Origin of the sequence: Aquabacterium sp. (assembly GCF_049317225.1) — a bacterium.
GTDB lineage: Bacteria > Pseudomonadota > Gammaproteobacteria > Burkholderiales > Burkholderiaceae_C > Aquabacterium.
In genome coordinates, this window is record NZ_JBMOIR010000018.1 from 33,954 (window position 1) to 60,164 (window position 26,211).

The following is a 26,211-nucleotide window of genomic DNA, read 5'->3' on the forward strand; positions in this document are numbered from 1 at the left end:
GATGCAATTCGAAACTTTGGCTGTGTCGGTTGACCAGCACGTTGCCACCGTCAAGCTCAACCGTCCTGAAAAGGCCAATGCCATGAACTGGCAGATGTGGCAGGACATTCGCAGTGCCATGCAGTGGGCCGATCGCACGCCTGACGTGCGTGTGGTGATTCTGGAAGGTGAGGGCAAGCACTTCACCTCGGGCATTGACCTGACCATGATGATGGGTCTGCAAGCCCAGATCAAAGATGATTGCGACGGCCGCAGCCGCGAGAAGCTGCGTGCGCTGGTGCTGGAGTTGCAAGACACGCTGACCAGCATTGAGCGTTGCCGCAAGCCCGTGCTGGCAGCCATTCACAATGGCTGCGTGGGCGGTGGCGTGGATTTGATCAGCTGCACCGACATGCGTTACTGCTCGGCGGATGCGTACTTCACGATCAAGGAAATCGACATCGGCATGGTGGCCGATGTGGGTACCTTGCAGCGCCTGCCCAAGTTGATTGGCAACCAGGGCATCGTGCGTGAAATGGCCTTCACGGGCCGCAAAGTGCTGGCTGACGAGGCGCAGCGCATTGGTCTGGTCAATCAGGTGTTCGAGACGCGTGAGGCCCTGCAGGCTGGCGTGCGCGAGATCGCTGTGTTGATCGCGGCGAAGTCGCCGCTGTCCATCCGTGGCACCAAGGAAATGCTGAACTACAGCCGTGACCATTCCGTGGCCGATGGCTTGAACTACATCGCCACCTGGAATGCAGCGATGCTGATGTCCAGCGACCTGACCACGGCCATGATGGCCAGCATGTCGAAGCAAACGCCGCAGTTCAAGGACTGAGTGAAAGGCGTGCACCCGTGTTGCATCGGCTGACGCACGGCTTGATCACACTGGTGCTGGCACCGTGCCTGTTGGCGCAAGGCCGATGGGTGCGGCGCATGACGCCGGTTTTGCCGGAGCCTGATGGCCCTCGGGAGGGTGTCATTGGGCGGGGGCGGCCGTTGCGGGTGCTGATCCTCGGGGACTCGTCTGCTGCGGGCGTGGGGGCCGCTCATCAGGATGAGGCCCTGAGCGGCCAGTTGAGCCGCGCGCTGGCGCCTTGCTTTGCGGTGCAGTGGTCGTTGCAGGCCTGCACCGGGCATCAGATCAAAGATGTGATGGCGGCAGTTCGCCTGCTGCCGCCCAAGCCATGGGATGTGGTGGTGGTGGCGGTGGGTGTCAACGATGCCACGGGCATGACGCGTTTGTCAGCCTGGCTAGACGGGCTGTCGACCTTGCGGACCCAGTTGCGACAGCGGCATGGCGCATCCTGTCTGGTGTGGTCGGCGCTGCCGCCTGTGCACCATTTTCCGGCTTTGCCGCAGCCGCTGCGCTGGTATCTGGGGCGATGTGCTCGCCGATTGGAACAGGCACTGCGCACCTGGGTGGCGCGGCACGATGACTGCGTGGTGGCCGATGTGAACTTTCCGATGGATCTGCGGTACATGGCCACCGATGGCTTCCATCCAGGGCCGCTGGCCTATGCCGCGTGGGGGCAAGCCTTGGCGGAGCTCATCGCGCAGCGGCTTGCCGAATGGCCACGGGCGTGAGCCCGGTCCAGCGTTTGACGGCGCGGTACAGGGCGCTGAGTTCCGAGTAGGCGGCGCGTTGTGCTACCTCTTGCAATGGCAGCGGGGTGTGGCGCAGGTCGTGGAGCACCTGTTCGCGACGCACCTGTTCCATCAATTCCTTGAAGCTCTGACCATCGTCGGCGAGTCGACGCTGGATTTGGCGGGCTGACAAGCCGAGCCGGGCTTCGACTTCGGGGCCTAGCTTGTCGAGCAACGGAACTGTGCCTTGCTGCAAGGCTTGCGCAATGAGTTGTCGCAGCACCGCATGCAATTGGGCCTGATCTTGCCGGTGCTGGGCCCATTGTTGGTCGGTCAGCGCCGACATGAGTTGATGCAGGTGGGCATCGGCATGGGGGTTGGGCAGTTGCAGCCAGATGGCGGGCACGCGCTCGCCACCAAAAGGTGCGTCGAAGTCGATGGGGCCACCGACATAGTCCAGCAAAGGTTGTGGATCGAGCGGGGGCGGGCAGGGGAGCCAGGTTTGAGAGGGCGCCAGTCGGCGGCCGGCCACCCATCGGACAAAGGCGAGGCGAGACACCATGGCGAAGGTCCAGAGATGGGTGTCGCGCGGGACGTCGCCCATGCCGGTCAGGCGGTTCTCCAACCACTCGCCTTTGAGTCGGTGCTCGGCCTGAATCTCGGTGCAGACCAGCGATTGCATGCGCTCGTATTGGGCCAGACCGTCTTCGAGTCGGCGGCAACTGATGAGGGCGTAGCCCAGGCTGCCCATGTTGGCGGGGCGTACCTGCTGACCTACGCTCAGCCCGATGTGGGGGTCCTTGCACAGCGCAGCGGCGCGATGCAGTGCTTCGGCCAGTCGGGCGCAGGGCACCCATTGCGGGCCGGGTTCGCTGTCTGATTCTGGCAGGCCCAATGCGCTCAGAACAGGCTGAGGATCGAGGTCGCAGGCGCGCACGTGGTCAACCACCAGCCGTGCGTAGTTGCTGTTGAAGCCAAGGGTGGGAGGGGTGTCGTGCATCACGGGGGATGGTAGTGCAGGCGCGTGGTGCCTGCGGCCAATGCACTGGTGCCATCGGTCAATGACGGGAAGTAAAGCCGTCTTTAAGGTGGCGGGCATGAAACACTTTCTCCGCTCGACCTTCCTGACGCGCTTTGGCCCCGCTGCGGCCAGTGCGAACTCTGCCACCGCTTCGTCGTCCCGTTCCTTGCGGGACTTGCCCGGGCCGCGTGCGTGGCCGTGGGTGGGCAACAGCCTGCAGGTGGACCGCCATCGCGTGCATCAGCAGCTGGAAGCGTGGTCTCGACTGTATGGGCCGCTGATGCGCGTGGATCTGGCGGGCATGGAGATGATGGTGGTCAGCGACCATGCCGTGATTGCGGCGGCGTTGAAGGCGCGTCCGGAACAATTTCGTCGCCCATCGCGGATGCAGGCCATTGTGCGAGAGATGGGCATTGCCGATGGGGTGTTTCTGGCCGAGGGCGCTCATTGGCTTCAGCAGCGGCGCATGGTGATGGGCAGCTTTGCGCCGAACCAGATTCGGCATTACTTCCCGGCGCTGCGGCAGGTGACCTCGCGCTTGCATGCGCGCTGGCAGCATGCGGCCGATCAGCAGATGCCGATTGACTTGCAGGCGGACCTGATGCGCTTCACGGTGGATGCGGTGTCGGGCTTGGCGTTTGGCGTGGAGGTGGACACGCTGTCGTCCGACGGGGATGTGATTCAACAGCACCTGGACCGGATCTTCCCGGCCTTGTGGCAGCGGTTGAATGCCTTGGTGCCTTACTGGCGTTGGGTACGTTTGCCGCGTGACCGGGCTTTGTCGCACAGCGTGCGCGCGGTCAATGCGGCGATTGCCGTCTTCATGCGAGATGCGCGGGTACGCTTGCAAGACCCGGCACGGCGAGTTGCCCCACCCAACTTGCTGGAAGCCATGCTGGTGGCCGCCGACGAGCCCGGCTCCGGCATGCGAGACACGGATGTGGCGGGCAATGTGTTCACGATGCTGCTGGCAGGGGAAGACACCACGGCGACCAGCCTGTCATGGATGATTTATTTGCTGAGCCGGCACCCGGTGGCCTGTCAGCGTGCGCGCGATGAGGTGGACCGCGTGCTGGGACCACTGGCGACATGGCAGGTGGACGACTTGGCGAGGCTGGACTGGCTGGAGGCGTGTATCCACGAAACCATGCGGCTCAAGCCAGTGGGGCCCGTGAATGTGCTGGAAGCGGTGCAGGACACGGAACTGGCAGGCGTGCACCTGCCCGCAGGGACCGCCGTGATGCTGTTGATGCGCCAGGATGGGGTGCGCGAGGGCATGTTTCCTCATGCACAGGACTTCCGGCCCGAGCGCTGGTTGGGCGACGGCGGTGGCTTGGTGCCCGACCATGCACGACGGGTGGCCATGCCGTTTGGGGCAGGGCCCCGCATTTGCCCGGGGCGCTACCTGGCCATGCTGGAAATCAAGCTGGCGGCGGCCATGCTGCTGAAATCTTTTGACGTGATCAGTGTGGACACGCCCGATGGCCGAGAGGCCTGCGAACACCTGGATCTGACCATGGTGCCAGAAGGGGTGACGATGCGCTTGCGCCTCAGAGCATGACCTGTGTGCCGAGCTCGACCACTTGGTTGGGCGGCAGGCGATAGTAGGTTGCTGCCCCTTCGGCTTGGCGCGTCATCCAGCTGTACAGCGCACATCGCCAGGCAGGCAGGTTGCCGGGGCCATCGACCACGGTTGAGCGCGCCACAAAATAAGTGGTGCTCATGGCATCCAGGTGCAGTGTGGTGTCTTGCAGCGTCTGAAGCGCAGCAGGGATGTCGGGCTCTTCACGGAAGCCAAATCGCACGCTGAGCTCCCAGACCTGATCCGAGAGATGCTTCAACACCAATCGCTCGTTGGGCTGGATGTAAGGCACGTTCTCGTTGATCACATGCAGGAATACGGTCTGCTCGTGCATCACCTTGAAGTGCTTGAGATTGTGAAACAGCGCGCTGGGCACGATGCCGGTGTCGGAGGTCAGGTACACCGCCGTGCCTGCCACACGTGGCACATCAGGCAACGGGCCGTTGATGAAGTCGTCCATCGGGATGTCGATGCGGCGACGTTGCTCGGCCACGAGCCTGCTGCCTTCCTTCCAGGTGGTCAACATCAGGAACAGCATGGCGCCCATCATCAGGGGGAACCAGCCACCTTGCAGTAGCTTGGCCAGGTTGGACGCAAAGAAGAAGAATTCAAGCGCAGCAAACAGGATCAGCACGGTCATGAGCACATGGCGACCACGGGCCTTGCTCAGTCGCGTAACGATCAGGGTCAGCAGCGTGGTGATGATCATCGTGCCGGACACGGCAATGCCATAGGCCGCGGCCAGTGCGCCGGAGGATCCGAACGCTAGCACCAGTGCGATGACACCCAGCAGCATCCACCAGTTCACGCTCGGCACATAGATCTGGCCTTGTTCACGGTCAGAGGTGTGCAGGATTCGGATGCGGGGCAGGTAGCCCAGGCGGCTGGCTTGCAGAGTGAGTGAGTACGCGCCGGAAATCGTGGCCTGCGACGCAATGACGGTGGCCGCCGTGGCGAGAACCACCATGGACAGGCGCAGGCTTTCCGGAACCAACAGGAAGAAGGGGTTACTGACCGCAGAAGGGTCTCGCAAAACAAGGGCGCCCTGGCCGAAGTAGTTGATGATCAGGCAGGGAAAGACGAGACCGTACCAAGCCAGACGCACAGCACGGCGGCCGAAGTGGCCCATGTCGGCGTAGAGCGCCTCGCCCCCGGTCAAGGCCAGAAAGACCGCGGACAGAAGCAGAAAGGCTGCACTGGGTTCTTGAATGGCAAAGCGCAAGGCATGGAGCGGACTGAGCGCTTGCAGAACCTCGGGGGTTTTGGCGATGCTGATGGCTCCCACTGCAGCAAGAGACAGGAACCACACAATGGTGATAGGGCCAAAGAAGATACCGACGCTGCCCGTTCCGTTCTTTTGAATGAGGAACAGGCCGATCAGGATGACGATGGTGATGGGCACGATGGCGTGCTCAAACCGCGGCGTGGCCACGCTGATGCCCTCGACCGCAGACAGCACGGAGATGGCGGGCGTGATGATGGCGTCGCCATAAAAGAGCGCGGCGGCAAACACGCCTGCCCCGATGACCAACCAGGCTCGGCGCGAGTGGTCGCCGGCCATGCGGTGCGCCAGTGCAGTGAGGGCCAACACCCCCCCTTCACCATCGTTGTCGTGCTTCAGCACAATCCACACATACTTGACCGACACGATGAGCAGCACCGCCCATAGCAGTGCAGACAATGTGGCCAGGATGTGTTCCGGCGTTGCGGGCAAAGCGTGGTGCCCGGTGAAGGCCTCTTTGAATGCGTAAAGCGGGCTGGTGCCGATGTCACCAAAGACCACGCCCAGCGCGGCCAGCGTCAAGGCAGCCAGTGGGGTGTTACCGTGCGCATGTGAGGGACCCGCTTGAACGGCAGCGGGTGGTGAGGTGGTGGCGGACATGAAGGTCACTCTCCAGTTTGAAATCGGTAGCCCACACCCACTTCGGTCAGAAAGTGGCGAGGCTGGCTGGGGTCGTCTTCCAGCTTGTGGCGCAGGTGGCCGACATAAATGCGCAGGTAGTGGCTGCTGTCGGCATAAGAGGGGCCCCACACTTCGCGCAGCAGTTGCCGGTGGGTCATGACCTTGCCGGCATGGGCCAACAAGACACACAACAAGCGGTACTCGATGGGGGTGAGGTGCACGGCATGACCGTCACGGCTGACCTGACGCCGTACGAGGTCGACCTTGATGCGACCAAAGTGGACATCGGGGGACTCGATGGTGGTGCCTTGGCGGGCGCGGCGCAGCATGGCTCGAACGCGAGCCAGCAACTCGCCTACCGAGAACGGCTTGGTGAGGTAGTCATCGGCCCCGGCGTCGAGCACGTCGATCTTGTCCTCTTCGGCGGCGCGTGCCGACAACACCAGAATGGGCATGCCCGACCAGTTTCGCAGGTCGGACACAAAGGTGCGTCCGTCTCCGTCAGGAAGGCCCAAGTCCAGGATGACCAGATCAGGTTTGCGTGTGCCCGCTTCGATCAGACCTTGTTGCACGGTGCTGCTCTCCGCGACCCGGCAGCCATCGGATTCGAGCGCGGTACGCACAAAGCGGCGGATGTGTGGGTCGTCTTCGACCAGCAAAACAGTAGGGGAGGGCGTGGTCATGCGCGGACCTCCGCTTCGGGTTCGATCTCTGGTGGGGTGCCCAGTGGCAGATGGAAGTGCACGGTGGCACCACCCTCTGGTGGGTTGACGGCTTCGATCTGCCCGCCGTGCGCGTCCACGATCAGTCGTGCAATGGCCAGGCCGAGGCCCATGCCGGGCACCGCACTTTCAGGGTGACCTCGCTCAAACAGCTCGAACACAGACGTCAGTCGATCGGGCGGAAAGCCGTCGCCCTCGTTGTGGACGTAGACGTGCAGCAGGTCGTCTTGCGACTGAACGTGAATGTCGATGGCAGCGTGTGCGGGGGCGTACTTGATGGCGTTTTCCAGCAGATTGCCAAAGACGCGCTCCATCAAGACGGCGTCGAGTTGCACCAGGGGCAAGTCGGCAGGAATGTGGGTGCGGATGGGGTGGCCCGCCAACGCGGATCCCAGCAACTGAATGCTGGCACCGATGACTTCTTCAATGGGTTGCCACTCTCGCTTGAGCGGCAGGCCACCTTGCTGCTGGCGGCTTTGCAGGCGAGCCATGTCCAGCAGGTTGTTGACCATGCGGTGCAGACGCAGGGCTTGGTCGCGCAGATCCTCTGCCAGGTCGTGGGCCACGCCCGTGCGCGTCTCGGGTTGCATGGCCAGTGTTTCGGCCATGCCGACCAGAGAGGTCAAGGGGGTACGGATGTCATGCGACAGGGCAGACAGGATAGAGTTGCGCAAACGCTCGTTGTGGACGGCCAGTTCGGAGCGATACGCCACGTCCACGAAATGCAGCCGCTCCAGCGCGGTTGTGGCCAAGGACGCCAGGCCTTCCAGCAAGCCAGCGTGCTGGGTCAGTGCCGTACCGCTGTCGACGGTGACGGCCATGACGCCGCGCCGCCGGGTTGAACCAATCAAGGGCAACAACAGGTGGTGCCCGTTTTCGTCGGCCATGCGGTGTGCACGCTCCGGGCCGCGCGTGATGGAGTCTGCCAAGCGCAGCAGGTAGTTGACCTGACTGGTCTGGCCACACGCCAAGTGGAGTTGTTCGTGTTCGTCAGGCAGCCACAAACGCAGCTTGGCTTGAAGTTGTTGCGTCAGAAAGGTTTCCACATCCGCGATCACCTGGTCGACGGTCAGCGCACCAGCCAACTGGCGAGCCAGCTGATGCAGGGCTTCCGAACGTTGCGCGGCTTGCTGCGCCTCCTCGGCGCGTTGGCGCATGGCGTTGGTGAGGTGACCGATCAGGAGGGCGACCGTCAGCATCACCATGAAGGTCAAGAGGTACTGAATGTCACTGACCGCGAACGAGAAGCGGGGTGGGACGTAAAAGAAGTCAAACAACCCGACGCTCAAAAACGAGGCCATGACGGCGGGGCCGCGACCCAGCCAGGTGGCCGTCATGACGACGGTGAGCAAAAACAGCATGACGGCGTTGACCGGCTCCAGCCAGTCGTGCAGCGGCATGGTGAGCACGGTGGTGAGCCCGCAAGCCAATGCGGCCAGGACGTAGCGCAACGCGGGCCCCAGCGTGTGGGCAGAAACGGCGGGCGTGGGTGAGATGGGATTCAGCATGGATGACCAGGAGAGCTGTCACGATGGCAGTCTGCGCGACGCGCCCTCTCAATGCTGAAAATTCTGGCAGCGATGGCGTAAAAAAGGCGTAAATGCCCGAGCCCTAGCGCGGGGTGCCCTCAATGCTGCGCAAGGTGAGTGATTCGCCGGCGAGCCATTGCTTGCGTGCCGAACCGCAGTGGGGGCAAGGTTCGATCCGATCGGGCGGGGTGAAGTGCGCGCCGCAGGCCATGCACCGCGCCTGGGCTGCCACAGGGTGCAGGCACAACTCGGCGCCATCGGCCAGCGTGCCGGGCAGCGCCGTGAGCAAGGCGGTGCGCAGGGCGCTGTCGTCCACGCAACTCAGGGCGCCGATGTCGATTTCGATGCGGGTGATGCGGGACAGGTGATGGTGCTGACGCTCCAATAGCGCGACCACCTCCATGGCCAAGGCGGCTTCATGCATGGTGTGGCGGGGCAATCCAGTGGAGGATCTCGGGCCAGGCCTGCGTCATGGCTTGTTGCATGGCGTCCGACAATGGGGCGCCCAGTTCAAAGTTCTCACCGCGCAGAGACAGGAGCCAGGCACGGGGCGTGCGTTGCTTCAGGGTGTGGGCACACAGGTGCAACAGCTGGCCTGGCGTGCATTGATGACTGCTGAGTGCGGGCCCTGATCGTGCTGCACGGATGCGGCGCCACTGTACCGGCTGGGACTGGCGGGCTGCGGCATCGATGAACAGCACGCGGTCGCGCCAGCGGAGGTCGTAGGCGTGCTCGACCATGAGTTGCTGGTCGCTGACGATGGCGAGGTCCCAATGATGGTGGTAGCCCTCACCGTCCAACCAAGCACTCAGGCGTTCAGCAAACAGCGGGCCTACGGCATCGTCACCCCGGCTGGGATTGCCCACAGTCACGATGAGGGTGGTGCCCCAGTCGCAGGGCATCTCGTCATCGTCGGTGTCGATGAGGCCGATGGTGCTCATTCTGCGGTGGGGGGCCAGTTGCTGGCCACGGTCTGTGCGTTCACATCGGGTCGCTCCAGCGTGCCGTCTTCGTGTTTCAGCAGCACGTCGGCCAGCGAACCATCGGCCGCAAGCACTTCAACGCGCAGTGGCATCTTGCCGACCGCATGGGTGGCACACGACAGGCAAGGGTCGTAGGCCCGGATGGCCACTTCGATGTGGTTGAGCAAACCTTCGGTGATCTCGCGGCCATCAAAGTACTGGGCGGCCACGCTGCGCACGGCTTCGTTCATGGCTGTGTTGTTGTGCGTAGTCGAGACAATGAGGTTGGCGTACTCGATCAGGTCATCGTCGCCCACACGGTAGTGGTGCAGCAAGGTGCCGCGTGGTGCCTCGATCACGCCAATGCCTTCGCGCAGGGGCGTGCCCGATGCCATGAGGTCGGTGCCACAGATGTCGGGGTCATCCAGCAGGCGGGCAATGCCTTCGGCGCAATGCAGCGTGTCGATCAGGCGTGCCCAGTGCTGGGCCAGCGACGCCCCAACGGGCTTGCCGTCGCCCCATGCCATGAACTCCACACGGGCAGCTTCAGCCAGCGGGGTGTCGAAGTAGCTGGCGTTGTTGACCCGTGCCATGGGGCCGACACGGTACCAGCCATGCTCAGGCCCCAGCGCTCGCAGGTGCGGGAACTTCATGTAGGTCCAGGGCTTGACCTCCTCGACGATGAGCTGCTGGTAGTCATGCACGTCCACCTGATCGACGATGAGTTGCCCCTGCGCATCTTTCACCCGCAAGGCCCCGTCGTACAGGTCGGCGGCCCCGTCTGGGCGCACCAAGGACATGAAGCCCGATGGGAAATTGGCAAAGCGCCCCTGCTCGGGTTGACCGGCCAGGAACAAGTCGCGTGCCAGGGTCAGGGCGCTGACACACCACTGCGTGATCTGGTCGATGTCGGCGCGCATGCGGTCACGGTCTTCGCGCGACAAGGCCTTGTTGAAGCCACCGGGCACTGAGCCCGTGCCATGCACCCGTTTGCCCGTGAGGATCTGGATGACCTGTTGGCCGTACTTGCGGATGCGGATGCCTTGTAGCCCTAACTCCCGCTCGTCTTGCAGAACGCCGACGATGTTGCGGTGCGCCACCGCATCGTCAAAGCCGAACAGCAGGTCTGGCGAGGCCAGATGAAAGAAGTGCAGCGCGTTGGACTGCAGCACTTGCGCAAAATGCAGCAAGCGACGCAGTTTTTCAGCGGTGGGGGTGATACGGCCGTTGCCGATCACAAAGGCATCGCAGGCCTTGCTGGCAGCGAGCAGATGGCTGACCGGGCAGATGCCGCACAGGCGTTGCACCAGCGTGGGCACCTCCCAGTAGGGGCGGCCCTGAATGAAGCGCTCAAAGCCACGGAACTCGACAATGTGCAGCCGTGCCTGATGCACCTTGCGGTGTTCGTCGAGCAGCAGGGTTACCTTGCCGTGGCCTTCCACGCGGCTCACGGGCTCGATGACCACCCGGTTGAGACCAGCGGGGTCAGATGCGGTTTCGAGAGGATGGGACATGGCGGCTCAGTCGAAATGTCGGTCAGGGCGAGGGATCACAGCGTCACGCTTCGCCAGTGCCGCGAGGATGAGCTCGCGGAAGGCGGCCGCAGGCGGCGGGCAACCTGCCAGCGTCACATCAATGGGGACCACTTCGTGCAGGGGCAGCACCTTTTGCAACAAGGGGGGCAGCTCGGGGTCGCAGGGGACTTGCGGGTTGTGCAGGTCGGCGCCCAGATACGCCTCGGCCACCAGTTCCGCCACCGGGATGCCATTGCGCAGCGCTGGTACCCCGCCATACATGGCGCAGGCGCCCACCGCGACCAGGGTGGTGCAGCGGGCGCGGAACTCGCGCAGCACCTCCACGTTTTCCTTGTTGCACAGGCCGCCTTCAATGAGGCCAATGTCCACGCCAGCTTCGCTGACGTGCTTGATGTCGGTCAGCGGACTGCGGTCAAACTCGATGTGCTCAATGAGGTCGGCCAGCGCTTCGTCCACGTCCAGAAATGACATGTGGCAACCAAAGCAGCCCGCCAGCGAACAGGTGGCAATGCGCAGCTTGCGGGGCGTCATCAGCTGTCCTCCGGGCGTTGGGCGATGTCGACCGTGTCGTATGGGCGTTGGCCAATGGGGATCACAAAGCCCTGACGCTTGGGCATCAAGGCACCCACGGGGCAGATGTGCACGGCGCGGTCGGTCACGGTCACATCGCTGTCTTTCAACTGCCCGCTGGCGCTGTTGACCATCAGCGTGGTGTGCGCGCCCCGGCCACCGATGGTGAAGACGTTTTTGCCATCCACCTCACGGCTTGCACGCACGCACAACTCGCACAAGATGCAACGGCTGCGGTCCAGCATGACATCGGGGTGCGAGGCATCGACCTCGTGGTGCGGATAGGCATGCACATAGTGCGTGTCTTGCATCTCGAGGTGATAGGCCACGGCCTGCAGGTGGCAGTTGCCGCTTTTTTCGCAAAACGGGCAATGGTGGTTGCCTTCGACGAACAGCATCTGGGTCAGACGCTGGCGGTCGTGGTTGATGTCAGCCGCTTCAGATTCCACCACGAGGCCCGCGCTGGCAGGCAAGGTGCACGAGGCCATCATGCGACCGTTGATGCGCACGCTGCACACCTTGCAACTGCCGATGGGGTCGAAATCGCGGTGGTGACACAAGTGCGGGATGTACACCCCGGCGTCTTGCGCAGCCTGCATGATGGTCTGGCCAGGCTTGAACGGAATGGGGCGCCCATCCAGCAAGAAGGTGCTGAGCGGGGTGGTGGGGGTGTCGCTCATGGGCGGACCTCCAGGTGATGCATGTCCACACAGGCAGCGTCCAAGTCGAAAGCCTGTGCATCGGGCACGAGCTTGCGCGCGATGTGATCAGGGAAATGGGCCAGCACATCCAGCAAGGGGTGTGCGGCCGTTTGTCCCAACCCGCAGTGACTCAGGCGTTGCATGATCTGGCCGGTTTCGCGCAACCGCGCCATGTCGGCAGGTCCTGCATGGCCGGCCATGAGGCGGTCGGCTGTGTCGACCAACTGCGTGCAACCCACGCGGCAGGGCGTGCAGAAGCCGCACGACTCGTTGGCAAAGAAATGCGTGTACTGCCGGGCCACGTCCACCATGTCTCGGCGCTGATTGAACACGGTGAAGGCGCCACCAGTGGGCAGGTCTTCAAAGCTGATCTGGCGTTGCAACTGGCTGGCATCAATCAGCTTGCCAGACGGCCCGCCGACCAGCACGGCCTGCACATCTTCGGCTCCAGCGTCTTGCAGGACGTCTGCGACGCTCACGCCCCAGGGGATTTCGTACATGCCGGGCCGGGCGACGTCACCTGCCACGCTCAGGATGCGGGTGCCGCGCGACTGTTCGGTGCCGTGTGCGGCAAACCACTGGCCGCCATGCACGGCAATTTGGGCCACTTGCACAAACGTTTCCACGTTGTTGTTGACCGTGGGCAGTCCGAGGTAACCCCGGTCGACCGGGAAGGGGGGACGGGTGCGGGGGATGCCGCGCTTGCCTTCCACCGATTCGATCAGGGCCGTTTCTTCGCCGCACACATAGGCGCCCGCCCCCAGGTGCAGCGCAATGTCAAACGCCTGGCCGCTGCCTGCCACATTGGGCCCCAGCCAGCCGGCTTCGTGCCGCAAGGCCAGCACATGGCGCAAATGGGGCGCAATGAATTCGTACTCGCCCCGCACATACAAAAAGCCCTGCGTTGCACCCACGGTGAGGGCGGCAATGGTCATGCCCTCAAATACCTCGTGGGCCCATTGCATCAGCAGCATGCGGTCCTTGAAGGTGCCGGGCTCGCCCTCATCGGCGTTGCAGGTGATCGCGCGTGGGCCGGGGGCGTTGCGGCAAGCCTGCCACTTCATCCAGGTGGCAAAACCTGCGCCGCCGCGTCCGCGCAGGCCGGCGGCTTTCAACTCGTTGACCATGCCGTCTGGCCCGCGCTCGCGCATGGCGTGCAGGCCGGTGCCGGGCGCGATAGGGTGGCTCAGGGTCAGGCTGTGACGCCAGACCGGGTTGTGAACCGCAAAAAAGTCTGCCGGCCAGATGTCCAGCGGGGTCTCGCTCAGGATCAGGTCGGCCATTTCATCGACCCGACGAGGGGTCAGCAGCACCAAGGGGCGTCCGTTGATCAAGCCGGCCGGGCCTTGGTCACACAAGCCGGTACACGAGGTGCGGTGCACCGAAACCAAGCCATCGGCCCGGGTGATGCCCTCGGCCACCCCCAGGCGTTGGCACAAGCGGGCCAGCAAGGCTTCATTGCCCAGCATGCGGTCGGTGACGCTGTCGCTCAGGTACACCGTGTAGCGGCCACGCGGTGTCAGACTGAGGAAGTGATAGAAGCTGATCACGCTGCGCACGGCGGCATAACTCAGCCCCCACCGCTGTACCAGTGTGTCAATGGCGGCCGCAGGCACATGCCCGTAGCGTGCCTGAATGGCGCGCAGCACCTGCAGCAGGTTCTGCGGGCTGGCTGGCCAGGTGGCCAGGATGTCGCTGAGATCCGGGGAGGGCGTCATGGGCGCATCAAAAAGGTTCAGCCAAGGTCAGCAGATGCGTGGCAAAGGGTCACCCATCAGCCAGTCCAGCATACGGCATCCACCAAAGGCTGTCCGCATCTGGACGCCATGTTGCGCGTCTTGTGTGACGGTTCCAATACGGACCGCATCGCGGCCTTGTGGATGGGCGCGCATCACGGCCAGCAACGCCTCGGCATCGTCTGCAGCACACACCGCCAGTAACTTGCCTTCGTTGGCCAGATAGAGCGGGTCCAGCCCCAGCAACTCGCATCCGGCTTGCACGGCAGCTTGAACGGGCAGGGCCGCTTCGTCGAGCATCATGCCCACGCCCGATGCCATCGCCACCTCATTGAGGCTGGTGGCCACGCCGCCCCGGGTCGGGTCGCGCAGGGTGCGCAGTTGGGCGCCGCTGGTCAGCATCGTTTGCACCAAGCCGTGCAAGGCAGCGGTGTCCGACAGGATGGGGGCATCGAAGTGCAGGCCTTGCCGTTGGCTCATCACGGCCAAGCCGTGCTCGCCCATGCTGCCAGACAGCAGGATGGCATCGCCAGGGCGGGCCAGTCGGCCAGACAGGTGCACACCGGGGGCCACCCAGCCCACGCCTGCGGTGCTGATGTAGCAACCGTCGCCCTTGCCGCGTTCGACCACCTTGGTGTCGCCGGCCACCACGGTGACACCGGCCTCGCGCGCAGCCTGGCCGAGCGCGTTGGCAATCCGGACCAGATCTGCCAGGAGCAGGCCTTCTTCCAGCACAAAGCTCACGGTCAGGTACAGCGGGGTGGCGCCCATCATGGCCAGGTCGTTGACCGTGCCGTGCACTGCCAGTTGCCCGATGTTGCCACCCGGAAAAAACAAGGGTGACACCACATGCCCATCGGTCGACATGACCAACCGGTGTCCTGCAGGCAGATGGGCGGTGCTGGGTAGCACCACGCCGTCGTCACCGGTGTCGATATGGGGCGCGTCGGGTGACGCAAAGGCTGGCGCAAAGACCTCGGCAATCAGTTGATGCGTGGCGCGGCCGCCGGCACCGTGGGTGAGGTCGATGCGGCCGTGGCGTTTGTCCAGCGGGCGCAGATAGTGGGGTTTGGCGGAACTCATGGCGCGGGAGCGGGCGAGGGGGCGCGGTGGCGCCCGTAGGCGTAGTGTGCGGCGCAAGCACCTTCCGAGCTGACCATGCAGGCCCCCATGGGGCTGTCGGGGGTGCAGACGCTGCCAAACAGCTTGCAGTCGGTGGGCTGGCGCTGGCCGCGCAAGATGGGTCCGCACAGGCATTGTGGATGGTCGGGCACCATGGCGGCGGGCAGACTGAAGCGGTGCTCGGCGTCCAGGTCGGCCCATTCAGGCCGCAGGCACAGGGCGCTGTGCGGCAACTCACCCAGCCCCCGCCAGGCAAAGCGGTCGCGCACCGTGAACACCTGCGCCACCAAGGCCTGAGCCTTGAGGTTGCCCTGGGCTTGCACCGCGCGGGCAAATTCGTTTTCAACCTCGGCACGGCCCTCGTTGACTTGCCGGATCAGCATCAGAATCGCCTGCATGATGTCCAGCGGTTCGAAGCCAGCCACCACCACAGGCAGGCCATGCTCGCGCGCAAAGACCTCGTACGGCTGCGTGCCAATGATGGTCGATACGTGCGCGGGCCCCACCAGCCCGTCGAGGGCCACGGGTTCAGGCTGGGCCAGGATGGCGTGCATCGCTGCGGGCGTGAGCACGTGGTTGCACAACACGCTGAAGTTGCGCAAGCCTTCTGCCCGGGCCGTCATCAGGGCCACGGCCGTGGGTGGGGTGGTCGTTTCAAAGCCGATGGCCAGAAACACGACTTCGCGGTCGGGGTGCGCGCGTGCCAGTTGCAAGGCATCGTCCACGGCATAGACGATGCGCACATCCGCCCCTTGCGCACGCGCCTTGAGCAGACTGAGTTGATGCGAGCCGGGCACACGCAAGGTGTCGCCATAGCTGGCCAGGATCACCGAGGGCAGCTTGCCCGCCGCAATGGCCTGATCAATGCGCCCCACCGGCAAGACGCACACCGGGCAGCCGGGGCCGTGAATCATGTGCACGGCAGGCGGCAACAAGTCCAGCACCCCATAGCGAGCCAGCGCATGCGTGTGGCCGCCGCAAAACTCCATGAAACGATAGGTGCGACCCGGCTGGCACGCTTGCGCAATGGCCTCGGCGAGCCGACGGGCCAGCACCGGGTCCCGGAAGTCGGTCACGTATTTCATGGCGTGTCGGTCTGCGCGTGATGGGCCTGCAGTTGGGCAAAAGTGGCCAGCGTCTGCTCAGCCTCGTCGGGGTCCAGTCGGGACAGGGCATAGCCCACATGCACGATCACGTAGTCCCCTACCTGCACCTCATCCAGCAAGGCGAAGGACACCTGCTTACGCAGTCCGCCCAAGCTGACCACCCCGTCACCGGAAGGGCTCACATCAACAACAAGGGCGGGCAGGGCTAGACACATGGCAAAGGCATGACGCGGTTAGAGCAAGGTGTGGTGCGCCACCCAGGCTTGGCCCAGGCTGATGCCGCCATCACCACAAGGATAGTGCGCGGCACGCCAGACTTCGAGCCCCTGTGCATGCAGGTGCTGCGTCAGCGCATCATCCAGCAGACGATTGGCCATGCAGCCGCCGCTGAGCACCACGATGCGCAGTGCCTGTGCTCGTGCATGGGCACTCACCCAATGGGCCAGTTCACGCGCCAGCGTGGCGTGGAAGCGGGCGGCGGCAGGTGCGCGGCCCGCTTGCGTGGTATGCCTCAGCAGGTCGTGCATCAGCGGACGCCAGTCCAGCGTGGCGGGCGGTGGGCTGTCCAGCGCTGTGCACGTCGTGGCGGGGAGGGGCGCACGGTGAGGCCATGCGGTGCTGGCCAGACTTTCCAGCCGCATGGCGGCATCGGCCTCGTGATCGTTGATGTCCAGCAGGCCGAGCAGGGCAGCGGCGGCATCGAACAGGCGCCCCATGCTGGTGGTGGCGGGCTGTAGGGCTGTTTGCAGCCACGACTGAAGCATCGCCGCATGGGGTTGGTGCGGCCAGCGGGCTGTGATCTCGTCGCCGCGGTCCAGTTGATGCAGCACGGCAGCGGCCACACGCCAGGGTTCGCGGGTCGCACGGTCACCGCCGGGCAACAGCAAAGGGTGCAGGTGGCCCAGCCGTTCGCAGTGCGCAGCGTGCACACGCAGCAACTCGCCCCCCCAAGCCTGACCATCTGGCCCCAGTCCATGTCCGTCGAGCGCGAGGCCCAGGACCGGCTCGTGGCTGCGTGCGTCGGCCGCCTGCTCGGCCAGAACGGTGGCCACATGGGCGTGATGGTGGGCCACGGGGATCACCGGCAATGGCGTGGCCGTGGTCGACTGCGTGTGGGCCAGTTGCGCTGCCAGCCGCGTACTGAAAAAGTCCGGGTGCAGATCGCAAGCGATTGCCGCTGGTTGGGCGTGCCGTTGTGCCAACCAGTTCTGCACCAACTTGCTCAGGGCGGCGCGGGTGCCCGCGCCATGCAGGTTGCCAACGTGGGGTGACACAAATGCCCCCACGGCATCGTGTTCATCCGCTTGGGTCAGGCAGACGGTGGCTTTGAGCTCGGCACCCAGGGCCAGCACGCTGTGGGGGGCGCCCGCCACAGCGGGGCCCAGCGGCGAGGGCAAAGGTGCCCAGCCACGCCCGCGTCGCAACCAGCAGGCGCTGCCATCGGGACGCACGCGCATCACCGAGTCGTCGTTGCGTGCCAGGATGGTGCGGTCGTGCATCAGCAATGCGTCGGCCATGGGGGCCAGTTGCTGCCACGCGTCGTCATCGTCGATCACCAAGGGCTCGCCCGCTGCGTTGCCGCTGGTCATCACCAAGGTCAGCGGGTGGGCGTGATCCAGCCAAGCAGTGCCATCGGGTCGTCCGGCGGCTTCGTGAAACAGCAGGTGGTGCAGTGGGGTGTACGGCAGCATCACACCCAGCCAGGCCAGGTGCGGGGCGACGCCGGGCAGGTGCTGCTTCGCGGCATCGCTTTGTGACACCAACACAATGGGCCGCTCGGGCGCCGTCAGCCATCGCACTTCGTCGCCAGACAGGTGCGCCCATTGCTGCGCAGACGCCGGGTTGGCCACCATCACGGCCAAGGGTTGGTTGGGCCGCCGTTTCAGCGTCCGCAGGCGAGCCACAGCGTCGCTCTGGCGGGCATCGCAACACAGATGGAATCCCCCCACGCCTTTGATGGCCACGATCTGCCCCGCCAGCAAGCGCGCCAAGGTGTTGGCGATCGCGTCTCCGGCTTGAGGCGCCCCCTGCCGGTCCCAAAGCTGCAACTGTGGTCCGCACTGAGGGCAGCACTGCGTCTGGTCGTGAAACCGCCGGTCAGCGGGGGTGTCGTATTCGTTCTGGCATGCCGGGCAGAGGCCGAATCCCGCCATGCTGGTCTGGGCCCGGTCAAAGGGCAGGGTGCGCGTCAGCGTGTAGCGCGGGCCGCATTGTGGGCAATGGATGAAGGGATGGCGCCAGCGGCGGCTCGCGGGGTTGCACAACTCCGCCAGGCACGACGGGCACACGCCCAGATCCGGCCCCCACAAGGCCTGTGGATGGCGTTGCGCCAGGTGCGTCACGCTGGGGCGAATCTCAAAGGGGGCGCCAGGGGCCTGCATGGTGTCGTTGAGGCCAGGCTCACAGGGCACCATGTGCGTGACCCGTGCAGGCGACGGCATCTGCCACAAAGCAGCCACCAAGTCGTCGACCTGTTGCGCCGGGCCGCACAGGCTCACGCGCACCCCGTCGGGCGTGTTCTGCACCCAGCCGCTCAGGCCGCGTTGCGTGGCCTCGCGCCAGATCCAGGGGCGACATCCCACCCCCTGCACTTGGCCGCGTAGCGTCAGCTCGCGGCGCACTGTTGTCGAAGCCACGCCATCCAGTCCTCGAAGCCCGCGCCCGTTGTGGCAGACACTTGCATCACCAGCGCATCCGGGTTGACCTGCCGAATGAAACCCACAGCTTTGTCCACGTCAAAGCTCAGATAGGGCAGTAGGTCGCACTTGTTCAGCAGGATCAGGCCCGCCGCCTGAAACATGTCCGGGTACTTCAAGGGCTTGTCTTCACCCTCGGTCACCGAAAACACCAGCACCTTGGCGCGTTCACCCAGATCAAAACCTGCTGGGCACACCAGGTTGCCCACGTTCTCAATCATCAACACACCGTGAGGCAGAGCGGGTAACTCGTGCAGCGCATCGTGCACCTGTCGAGCGTCCAGGTGGCACCCCTTGCCCGTGTTGATCTGCACAGCAGGTACACCCGTGGAGCGGATACGTTCGGCATCAAAGCTGGTTTGCTGATCCCCCTCGATCACCGCCACCGGGACTTGGGCGGCTTTCAGCCGTGTCACGGTTTCTACCAACAAGGTGGTTTTGCCCGAGCCGGGGCTCGACACCAGATTCAGCACCAGCGTGTGCTCGCCCGCCAAGTGTTCGCGCACATGGTCGGCCATGTGCTGGTTGCCAGCCAGGATGTCTTGTTCCAGCTGAAGCACGCGGGTGTGCAGCCCCTCACCGTGGTGAGCATGATCGTGCGTGTGGTGGGACTCGCAGCCGCAAACGGTACACATGAAAACGTCCTGAATTTCTGAAGGAATCGCAAGACAGTATCTCAGCTTGATGACGGTTTGACGCTAGGATTTCAGCTTGTCTTTCCCCTACGGCCCGACGCCAGCGCACCCATGAGCAGCTTTCCCTCAGACATCTACACCGAGCCCAAAGACCAGGATGTCGACACCCTCCAAAACCTCGGGCCTTTGGCGCCGATGGCCGGGGTGTGGGAAGGTGTGCGTGGCCTCGATGTCAAACCCAAGGTGGATGGCGCTCGCAAACAGGCCTACGTCGAGCGCATGGAGTTGCAACCCATCGACCCGGTGACCAACGGCCCGCAGCTTCTCTACGGGCTGCGCTACCGCACCCACGTGACCAAGCCCGAGCAGGTCAAAACCTATCACGAACAGGTCGGCTACTGGCTGTGGGAGCCCGCCACCGGCACGGTTGTGCACACCCTGACCATTCCCCGCGGGCAGGCTGTGGTGGCCATGGGCAAAGCAGCCCCCGATGCCAAGTCGTTCAAGCTGGAAGCACGTCGCGGCAGCACCGAAAACGGCATCTCTTCTTTGCCTTTCCTCGAATACGCCTTCAAGACGGTCGCGTTCCACATCGAGGTGACGATCCACGACGACGGCACCTGGTCCTACGACGAAGACACCGTGCTGGACATCAAAGGCCAGACCGAACTGTTTCACCACCGAGATGGCAACACCTTGACCAAAGTGGCTGAGCCCACGCCCAATCCGCTGGCGCTGGCGAAACGCACCTGATTTTTACGATGTGGTAGCTGACCTCGATTCGCGGCAAAAAGTCCAGAGAGCTTCACCTAGGTTGGGGGTAACAAGATGTTGCTGTTCCGCCTAAGATGTAAGCAGTTTGTATGAAGTATTTGGGAGTGATGATGAAAAAGACATCCGTCGTGGCGGCGATGCTGTTGGCCTCGTCGACGGCTTTTGCCGCAGGTTCCGATTTGGTGACCAATGGTTCGTTCGAATCCAATCAACTGTCCAACGGCACTTGGAGCCTGTTCACCAGCCTGACTGGCTGGACGGTTTCCGGTGGCGATGGCAAGGTCGAGTTGCGTAACAACGTGGCCGGCTCGGCGCAAGACGGCGTGATGTACGCTGAACTGGATGGCAACACCAACGTTTCCATCAGCCAGACTTTGGCCACCACCATTGGGCAGGTCTACACACTGAGCTTCTGGTACTCCAGCCGTGTAAACGTCGCGCTGAGCAGCCAGGGCATTCAGTGGGACGTGGGTAGCCTGACCGGTTCGGTTGACACCTCCGGCGCGGTCAACACCACCGGCAACAACGTTTGGCAGAACTTCACGACCACGTTCGTCGCTAACAGCTTGTCGACCACATTGAGCTTTGCCGCCATTGGCAAGAGCGATTCTTTGGGCACCTCGCTGGACAACGTCAGCGTGAAGGCAGCTTCGGTGCCGGAACCTTCTTCCTATGCGCTGATGGGCGCGGGTTTGCTGATGTTGGGCGCCATGAAGCGTCGTCGTTCCAGCTGATCGGCCGAAACGGATAGCGTTAAGCCATCCCGTTACTGCACAGGCGCCTTCGGGCGCCTTTTTCGTTGATGTGTCTGCCTGTGCGCACGTTGAGCGTGAATTGTTGGCAATTTTTCCGGCTTGCTGGCGTCCGCATGGCCGAATTTGCGAGTAAACCCTAGGCGCCGGTTACAGAATGTAGTGTGGCTGTGTCGATGCAGGCCATGTCAGTCTAGGAGAGATCATGAAGTTCCGCGCCCTGTTGCTTGCCGCCCTGTTGGGCTCAACTGCTGCACAAGCTGCGACAGAGTTGGTGACCAATGGTTCATTCGAAACCAGTTCGGTTGCCAGCGGAAGTTTTGCCTCAGTGTCTTCTTTGGCGGGCTGGACGATCGCAGGCAAGAAGTCGACCGTTGAATTGCGAAACGACTTGGTCGGTGCGGCAGAAAGTGGTGCCGTGTTCGCAGAACTCGACAGCTCGAAGAACACCACGATCAGCCAACGGCTCAACACGGTCGTGGGAGAAACCTACACGCTGAGTTTTTGGTACGCCAGCCGCCCGGGTGTCTTGGGTAACAGCTTGGGTCTCCAATGGCTTGTTGGTTCAGAGTCTGGCACCGTTGATACTTACTCCGGCACTTTGGCCAAGCAAGTGATCAATGCAACGGCCGACAACATCTGGGTGAACTTCACCACCAGCTTTGTTGCAACCAGCACCAGCACGGCGTTGAGCTTTGCGGGACTGGGGAAGAGCGACGGCTTGGGTACATCGCTGGACAACATCAGCGTCACTCAGACCAGTGTTCCCGAACCCACATCCATCAGCATGCTGTTGGCTGGCTTGGTCGCCATGGGCCTGATGAGTCGTCGTAAGCCCCGCTGAAGCGGGTCGTCACAGCAGCTTGTGCTTCTCGTGCTGGAATGCCTCTCCGGTCAGCGCGCCGTTGATGGCGGTGTGTCGCTCAGCTCAACATGGCGACCAACACTTTGGGAATGGCCAAACTGACACCCACACCATAGATCAGGTCCAGCCACACGACCGACCCCACCGCCAGCACAAAAATCAGCCCAACGATGGGCGCCACCAGGGCTTTGGCCAGCCACGAGGCGTTGTGGCCTGAAACGGCCTGCCACATGGACTTGGCATCACCTGTGCTGGGAATGGCATGCATGGCAATGGAGACACCCAGCCAGATCAACACGCCATCCAGGACAGACGACGCCCCGTTGAACTCAAACACACGCAATGCAGACGGCAGCGACAGCAAGGCCCCCAGAAGCGAGTTGATGAAAAACGGGCCCGCGCTGATCAACACACTGTGCCCCCACTTGCTGGGCTTGGCGTGCACCACATATCCCGCCGGGTTGCCGAATCGGAAGTAGCACACCTCGTAAACAGGAATCTTGAACCAGCGACAAAACAGTTGGTGGGCCAACTCATGAACCACCACACCAGGAAACGTCAACGCCGAAATGATCGGGCCGGGAAGAAAGAACATGGCGGCTCCAATTACTTGCTGTCGAGGTTCAACTTCTTGGCCATGTCTGCGACAGCGGCTTCGATCTTGGTCACTTCGTCCTTGGCCATGGTTTTGCCAACCAATTGGTCAAAGGTTTGAAGGGCGGCTGGGTATTGTCCCGACTGGTAATAGGCAAAGCCCAGCTTCCGTGTGAACGACAACTCCTCTGGGTACTTGGCGTGCAGGCTCGCATAGAGCGCAATGGCCTTGCTGAAGTCAGCATGATCAAAAGCCGATTCAGCCCGGCTCTTGTCGACAGCGTCGATCAGTGAAGCTTTGAAGCCAGGCAATTGCAGTACAAACAGCACGCCTCCCACCGCCACCATCGCCTTCACCCAAAGGGGAACGCTCAAGATCTCCGGGGTACTTTGTTCAAGCTCAGACATTGCAGGCAGCTCTCCACAAGTTGATTCACAGTGCCATGCGGCCTCTCATCATGGCACGTTCGGCATCAGCAAAATCAGGTCTGTTGCCCCAATGTCGATGCCCATTTGTGAGAGCAGGGTGGTCACTTGCCCGCGGTGATGTGTCTGATGATTGAAGACATGCAGCAGCACCTCACCCAGGCGCTTGCGGCCCTTCACCCCTTTGGTCGATGCATAGTCAAAAGGCGCATCCAGACATTCAGTCGTGACCTCTGCGCAAAACGCGTGAAGCATCTCATCCAGACTGGCGCGCAGGTCCGTCAGATCGGGCAGTGATGCACACAGAGGCTGGTCCAGCGCCGCGGGCAGTGGGATGACGGCCATGCCGGCCAACGACGTGAATCCGGCAGGATGCGCTGCGATGCGCTTCAACCACAAGACATCGGCGACCACCAGATGATTCAGCGTGCCAAAGATGGAGTGAAAGAACGCGCCCTTGTCTGCATGCAACTGCTCGTCTGACAAGACGGCCGCCGCGTTGTACAGCTTGCGGTTCATCCACTGGTTGTAGGACGCAAGATGAGAGAAGTACGCCGCACTCATAGCTGAACCTTGCCTCGGCCTGATTTGATGCCGGACCGGATCGACTTGCCCTCCAGTCGCCGCTGTTTCGAGGCAAAGGTCGGCTTGGTCGGGCGACGAGGTGGGTGCGTGAACGATGCCTCTGCAATCAACTCTTGCAAGCGCGTCAGCGCCTCGGCCTTGTTCTGGTCTCGACTGCGTGATGACTGTGCCTTGATTACCACCACACCATCTTTGGTGATGCGCTGATCCTGCATTTGCAACAGCCGCTCTTTCACGGCCTGAGGCAAGGAAGATCGATGGATGTCAAAGCGCAAATGAATCGCGCTGGACACCTTGTTGACGTTCTGACCGCCCGGCCCTTGCGAGCGAACGGCACTGAACTCCACTTCGCGAATTATTTTTGAGTGCACTGGTCAAAACCGTAATTGCCGCCCTTGAACTCGGGCTGGTAGTCGTACTTCTTGAATGACCACTTGCCCTTCTTGCTCTTCTTGTTTCCTATCGGTGTTGATGGCTCAAGATTCTGCGCCAGAACGGTGGGGCATCGATGTTCTTCAGTGAATCACAGTTCTGTCCACGGCGTGGATAGCAGTGAATCTACTTCTGGTGGCCGCCAAGTCATGGCGTTGCCAGGAGAGAAGGTGAGCTCGCAAAGATAAGTTTTTCCGTCCGATCCTTGCAAGAAATCGACGCGTACGGCGGAAAACGGCTTCGCGATCTCCAGAGCAAAGCTCAGCATCTCATGTTGCTGTGGTCCGATGACGTAGCCCGGTACTTCTGGCAGGGTGTGTTGCCAGGGAAGAGGTTTCAAGTCAGCACCCAGCCATGTCGAGAACTCTTCTCCAGTCTTGGCAGATTTGAGAAACAGACCAACCATGGGGACCTGCCCATTGACCACATAGAAGTTCCAGGAAATCGAATCTTCGTCGCCCGTGACGCTACGTTCCAGGATCAACTGCGGTGCAAAGGTGTTGTACCACCACTCACCATCTTCAACGCCAAACGGATGCGCTAGCCAACGAGCGGCCATGGACTCCAGTTGAGCGCGCCGTTCAGCATCAAGCGGATAGCAAAGCCGCTCAAACATGCCGCTACCGTGCGTTGCCTTCAGGTAATACACACCCTCTGGCAATGCGTCATTGAGCGGCAAAGACGGTGCGCCCCCTTGCCACGCGAGCGGTGCGCATGTGAGGCGCTCGGTCAGCGAGGGCGGGATGAATGATGCGGTGGCCAGCTTGTTGCCGCTTTCGGGGACCCGCAACTCACCAAAGAACTTCAACCACATGATCTTGTCATTGAACGTGGTCGGGTGAGCCATGTTTGGGTAACAACCAAAACTACGTCGATATCGCTGCATGGCATTTGCCACCACCCAGATCAACTGACGTTTGCCGTAGTAGTCAATGCCACGCATGTGACCGGGGCGGCATGCACGCTGCCACGGCGACTGTGGGCCGGAGCGAAGCTGCTTGAGTTGTCGGCGGGCTTCGAAATACGCGCCAGATCGCACCAGTCGAAACTTTTCTTTGAAGGTCATGAGTAGTCAGGTTGACGTGACGCGGGACTATTTTTTAACGTGCCGGGACTCTGTACAGATACAGGGCGTAAGACAAGCCAGTCTTCGCCGGATGCACCTTTGCCTTGAACGACGACGGAGAACACGGCGGTTTCAGGTGTTAGCGGTGCCTCGGGGATGGGCGAGAAATCGCCATGCCAACGTATGTGTATTTCGCTGTGAACGATCGCGCCGTGGCGCCTGAAGACCAGCAGCAATTCACCGTCATCGGTCGAGGTTGCTTTGATTGCTGATTTGCAATCAGCCGGCGATAGCCTGAGTGTTTTGCAAACGTCACTCTCAGGCTCATAGGGGCCGAATAGAAACAGCTCGTCCCACGCAAATCGAGTCAGTTTTGCGAGCGAAATTTTTTCAACGTTTCTGTCACGCAGTTCTTGTTTAAGCGCCCACCCGACCTCGCCGCTCCTGAAGTACCGGTAGATCTCGCCGCACCCTGAAAGGCCCAGTGTCAGCAAGGTGGCGAGCAAGACTTTGGCGGATGAATGGGTAGTCATGGCGACAGCCTTGAGCTTGAAGTCATCCGAGTATCGGTTGACGAGTTTGGGGCCGGTTTTTGCTATAGGGGACATTCTCCGTTAGGTCTGAATGTCCATAAAAGTCAGGCAAGCTTCGCGTCCGTGTGCAACGCCCAGTTAGGCACGTTGAGCAATGGGTTCAGTGCGGAACAAGCGTGTACTGAGCTTCCCATAAGAAATAGCTTGCAAAAGCTTGGATGCTTGAATCTCGGCGTCCAGCAGAGACAAGAACTCTGATTCGAACTGCTCATGCTCAAGGCCGTTGACCGCAAAGAAAAAGTCCAGTGACTCGTTGTGTGTGAATGCTCGGCCAGGGATGGACTTTTCGCTAGAAGAGAGCATGCCGTAACGCAGGTATGGATAAATGCGCTTGTGTCTCTCAGCCTTTGCGCTGTAGGTGAGGATGTCGTGCGTGGTGATGCCAGTTTTGAATTCAATGACGACACGTGGGATGTGCACGCCTTCAGCCACTTCCTCGAACACGCAGAGGTCAGTCTCGAATGCAGAGCTCCCACGCTTTGGCTTTTTGACTTGCGAAGGCTGCATAACCTCCAGCATGTCGGAGACCTTAAGCTCATAAAGCAGCGGTCGACTACGAGCTATTGACAGCGGATGCTTCAGATTTGCCGTTGCCACCTCAAGAGCTATGCCAACGAATGGGCTTTCGGTTGATGATGCCATGTGTATCTCTGTGGGAACGATGGGCTTGCTACTTTGGTGGGGGCCTAACGAATGAAAGGGACTTCCCCGTCCCGAACTAGCCAAGGGTGAGCTTGG

The 26,211-nt window shown here is 62.3% G+C and carries 28 protein-coding genes; 6 read left to right on the forward strand and 22 right to left on the reverse strand.

All coding sequences use genetic code 11. The features are described 5' to 3' along the window. Position 1: 1 nt before the first annotated feature. Both ACOYNB_RS11390 and ACOYNB_RS11395 read left to right on the forward strand, forming a co-directional pair. Positions 2 to 817 carry a crotonase/enoyl-CoA hydratase family protein gene (locus ACOYNB_RS11390; RefSeq protein WP_422839183.1) on the forward strand — a complete coding sequence of 272 codons (816 nt, stop codon included), beginning with the start codon at positions 2 to 4 and terminating at the stop codon, positions 815 to 817. A 17-nt stretch (positions 818 to 834) separates the two neighbouring features. Beyond that, entirely contained in the window at positions 835 to 1,566 is a 732-nt protein-coding gene (locus tag ACOYNB_RS11395; protein WP_422839184.1) for an SGNH/GDSL hydrolase family protein, read from the forward strand. On the opposite strand, the gene ACOYNB_RS11400 is transcribed toward ACOYNB_RS11395, so the two are convergent. Continuing rightward, on the reverse strand, positions 1,529 to 2,566 hold the full coding sequence (locus ACOYNB_RS11400) for an AraC family transcriptional regulator ligand-binding domain-containing protein (protein WP_422839185.1): 1,038 nt from the start codon (positions 2,564 to 2,566) through the stop codon (positions 1,529 to 1,531). The genes ACOYNB_RS11395 and ACOYNB_RS11400 overlap by 38 nt on opposite strands. A gap of 97 nt (positions 2,567 to 2,663) precedes the next feature. On the opposite strand from ACOYNB_RS11400, the gene ACOYNB_RS11405 reads away from it, so the two are divergent. Continuing rightward, positions 2,664 to 4,148: a cytochrome P450 gene (locus ACOYNB_RS11405; protein WP_422839186.1), complete on the forward strand. Its 1,485-nt coding sequence runs from the start codon at positions 2,664 to 2,666 to the stop codon at positions 4,146 to 4,148. On the opposite strand, the gene ACOYNB_RS11410 is transcribed toward ACOYNB_RS11405, so the two are convergent. The 14 genes from ACOYNB_RS11410 to hypB all read right to left on the reverse strand — a co-directional run bounded on the left by ACOYNB_RS11410 (position 4,138) and on the right by hypB (position 19,386). After that, positions 4,138 to 6,051, reverse strand: a complete 1,914-nt coding sequence (locus ACOYNB_RS11410) for a potassium transporter Kup (RefSeq protein ID WP_422839187.1) — start codon at positions 6,049 to 6,051, stop codon at positions 4,138 to 4,140. The two genes, ACOYNB_RS11405 and ACOYNB_RS11410, sit on opposite strands and share 11 nt — an antisense overlap. 5 nt (positions 6,052 to 6,056) lie before the next feature. Then, positions 6,057 to 6,755 carry a two-component system response regulator KdpE gene (gene kdpE, locus ACOYNB_RS11415; RefSeq protein WP_422839188.1) on the reverse strand — a complete coding sequence of 233 codons (699 nt, stop codon included), beginning with the start codon at positions 6,753 to 6,755 and terminating at the stop codon, positions 6,057 to 6,059. After that, the gene (locus ACOYNB_RS11420) at positions 6,752 to 8,302 is read right to left on the reverse strand and encodes a DUF4118 domain-containing protein (RefSeq protein ID WP_422839189.1); all 1,551 of its coding nucleotides are present in this window, start codon (positions 8,300 to 8,302) and stop codon (positions 6,752 to 6,754) included. Before ACOYNB_RS11420 ends, kdpE begins: the two co-directional genes overlap by 4 nt. A gap of 103 nt (positions 8,303 to 8,405) precedes the next feature. Continuing rightward, on the reverse strand, positions 8,406 to 8,747 hold the full coding sequence (locus ACOYNB_RS11425) for a hydrogenase maturation nickel metallochaperone HypA (protein ID WP_422839190.1): 342 nt from the start codon (positions 8,745 to 8,747) through the stop codon (positions 8,406 to 8,408). Further along, a complete protein-coding gene (locus tag ACOYNB_RS11430) occupies positions 8,740 to 9,264 on the reverse strand; it encodes a hydrogenase maturation protease (protein ID WP_422839191.1) in 525 nt (174 codons plus the stop codon). The genes ACOYNB_RS11425 and ACOYNB_RS11430 overlap by 8 nt, the downstream gene beginning before the upstream one ends. After that, positions 9,261 to 10,799, reverse strand: a complete 1,539-nt coding sequence (locus ACOYNB_RS11435; RefSeq protein WP_422839192.1) for a Ni/Fe hydrogenase subunit alpha — start codon at positions 10,797 to 10,799, stop codon at positions 9,261 to 9,263. Before ACOYNB_RS11435 ends, ACOYNB_RS11430 begins: the two co-directional genes overlap by 4 nt. A 6-nt stretch (positions 10,800 to 10,805) precedes the next feature. Then, positions 10,806 to 11,351 carry an NADP oxidoreductase gene (locus ACOYNB_RS11440; protein ID WP_422839193.1) on the reverse strand — a complete coding sequence of 182 codons (546 nt, stop codon included), beginning with the start codon at positions 11,349 to 11,351 and terminating at the stop codon, positions 10,806 to 10,808. Then, positions 11,351 to 12,070 carry a 2Fe-2S iron-sulfur cluster-binding protein gene (locus ACOYNB_RS11445; protein ID WP_422839194.1) on the reverse strand — a complete coding sequence of 240 codons (720 nt, stop codon included), beginning with the start codon at positions 12,068 to 12,070 and terminating at the stop codon, positions 11,351 to 11,353. Before ACOYNB_RS11445 ends, ACOYNB_RS11440 begins: the two co-directional genes overlap by 1 nt. Continuing rightward, positions 12,067 to 13,809: an NAD(P)H-dependent oxidoreductase subunit E gene (locus ACOYNB_RS11450; RefSeq protein ID WP_422839195.1), complete on the reverse strand. Its 1,743-nt coding sequence runs from the start codon at positions 13,807 to 13,809 to the stop codon at positions 12,067 to 12,069. Before ACOYNB_RS11450 ends, ACOYNB_RS11445 begins: the two co-directional genes overlap by 4 nt. 27 nt (positions 13,810 to 13,836) lie before the next feature. Continuing rightward, positions 13,837 to 14,910, reverse strand: coding sequence for a hydrogenase expression/formation protein HypE (gene hypE / locus ACOYNB_RS11455; protein WP_422839196.1), 1,074 nt, complete (start codon positions 14,908 to 14,910; stop codon positions 13,837 to 13,839). Continuing rightward, positions 14,907 to 16,034 carry a hydrogenase formation protein HypD gene (gene hypD, locus ACOYNB_RS11460; protein ID WP_422839197.1) on the reverse strand — a complete coding sequence of 376 codons (1,128 nt, stop codon included), beginning with the start codon at positions 16,032 to 16,034 and terminating at the stop codon, positions 14,907 to 14,909. Before hypD ends, hypE begins: the two co-directional genes overlap by 4 nt. Beyond that, positions 16,031 to 16,270, reverse strand: coding sequence for a HypC/HybG/HupF family hydrogenase formation chaperone (locus ACOYNB_RS11465; RefSeq protein ID WP_422839198.1), 240 nt, complete (start codon positions 16,268 to 16,270; stop codon positions 16,031 to 16,033). The genes hypD and ACOYNB_RS11465 overlap by 4 nt, the downstream gene beginning before the upstream one ends. An 18-nt stretch (positions 16,271 to 16,288) precedes the next feature. Continuing rightward, complete coding sequence (gene hypF / locus ACOYNB_RS11470; protein ID WP_422839199.1) at positions 16,289 to 18,691, reverse strand: carbamoyltransferase HypF; 2,403 nt, start codon at positions 18,689 to 18,691, stop codon at positions 16,289 to 16,291. Next, a complete protein-coding gene (hypB, locus tag ACOYNB_RS11475; RefSeq protein ID WP_422839200.1) occupies positions 18,661 to 19,386 on the reverse strand; it encodes a hydrogenase nickel incorporation protein HypB in 726 nt (241 codons plus the stop codon). Before hypB ends, hypF begins: the two co-directional genes overlap by 31 nt. Before the next feature lie 111 nt (positions 19,387 to 19,497). Here hypB and ACOYNB_RS11480 point away from each other — a divergent pair, with 111 nt between their 5' ends. From ACOYNB_RS11480 to ACOYNB_RS11490, 3 genes are all read left to right on the forward strand, one after another. Beyond that, positions 19,498 to 20,139: an FABP family protein gene (locus ACOYNB_RS11480; RefSeq protein WP_422839201.1), complete on the forward strand. Its 642-nt coding sequence runs from the start codon at positions 19,498 to 19,500 to the stop codon at positions 20,137 to 20,139. A gap of 131 nt (positions 20,140 to 20,270) precedes the next feature. Further along, on the forward strand, positions 20,271 to 20,894 hold the full coding sequence (locus ACOYNB_RS11485; protein WP_422839202.1) for a DUF642 domain-containing protein: 624 nt from the start codon (positions 20,271 to 20,273) through the stop codon (positions 20,892 to 20,894). 223 nt (positions 20,895 to 21,117) lie between these two features. After that, on the forward strand, positions 21,118 to 21,756 hold the full coding sequence (locus ACOYNB_RS11490) for a DUF642 domain-containing protein (protein WP_422839203.1): 639 nt from the start codon (positions 21,118 to 21,120) through the stop codon (positions 21,754 to 21,756). Between the two features lie 79 nt (positions 21,757 to 21,835). On the opposite strand, the gene ACOYNB_RS11495 is transcribed toward ACOYNB_RS11490, so the two are convergent. The 7 genes from ACOYNB_RS11495 to ACOYNB_RS11525 all read right to left on the reverse strand — a co-directional run bounded on the left by ACOYNB_RS11495 (position 21,836) and on the right by ACOYNB_RS11525 (position 26,115). Next, the gene (locus tag ACOYNB_RS11495; protein WP_422839204.1) at positions 21,836 to 22,372 is read right to left on the reverse strand and encodes a hypothetical protein; all 537 of its coding nucleotides are present in this window, start codon (positions 22,370 to 22,372) and stop codon (positions 21,836 to 21,838) included. A gap of 11 nt (positions 22,373 to 22,383) precedes the next feature. Beyond that, positions 22,384 to 22,746, reverse strand: a complete 363-nt coding sequence (locus ACOYNB_RS11500; RefSeq protein WP_422839205.1) for a tetratricopeptide repeat protein — start codon at positions 22,744 to 22,746, stop codon at positions 22,384 to 22,386. Positions 22,747 to 22,827: 81 nt separating this feature from the next. Beyond that, on the reverse strand, positions 22,828 to 23,361 hold the full coding sequence (locus tag ACOYNB_RS11505) for a DinB family protein (RefSeq protein WP_422839206.1): 534 nt from the start codon (positions 23,359 to 23,361) through the stop codon (positions 22,828 to 22,830). Further along, the gene (gene arfB / locus ACOYNB_RS11510) at positions 23,358 to 23,753 is read right to left on the reverse strand and encodes an alternative ribosome rescue aminoacyl-tRNA hydrolase ArfB (protein WP_422839207.1); all 396 of its coding nucleotides are present in this window, start codon (positions 23,751 to 23,753) and stop codon (positions 23,358 to 23,360) included. Before arfB ends, ACOYNB_RS11505 begins: the two co-directional genes overlap by 4 nt. A 152-nt stretch (positions 23,754 to 23,905) precedes the next feature. Continuing rightward, positions 23,906 to 24,880 carry an ATP-grasp fold amidoligase family protein gene (locus ACOYNB_RS11515; RefSeq protein ID WP_422839208.1) on the reverse strand — a complete coding sequence of 325 codons (975 nt, stop codon included), beginning with the start codon at positions 24,878 to 24,880 and terminating at the stop codon, positions 23,906 to 23,908. Then, positions 24,877 to 25,413, reverse strand: a complete 537-nt coding sequence (locus tag ACOYNB_RS11520; RefSeq protein ID WP_422839209.1) for a hypothetical protein — start codon at positions 25,411 to 25,413, stop codon at positions 24,877 to 24,879. The genes ACOYNB_RS11515 and ACOYNB_RS11520 overlap by 4 nt, the downstream gene beginning before the upstream one ends. Positions 25,414 to 25,551: 138 nt before the next feature. Further along, positions 25,552 to 26,115 carry a hypothetical protein gene (locus tag ACOYNB_RS11525; RefSeq protein WP_422839210.1) on the reverse strand — a complete coding sequence of 188 codons (564 nt, stop codon included), beginning with the start codon at positions 26,113 to 26,115 and terminating at the stop codon, positions 25,552 to 25,554. Positions 26,116 to 26,211: the final 96 nt, after the last annotated feature.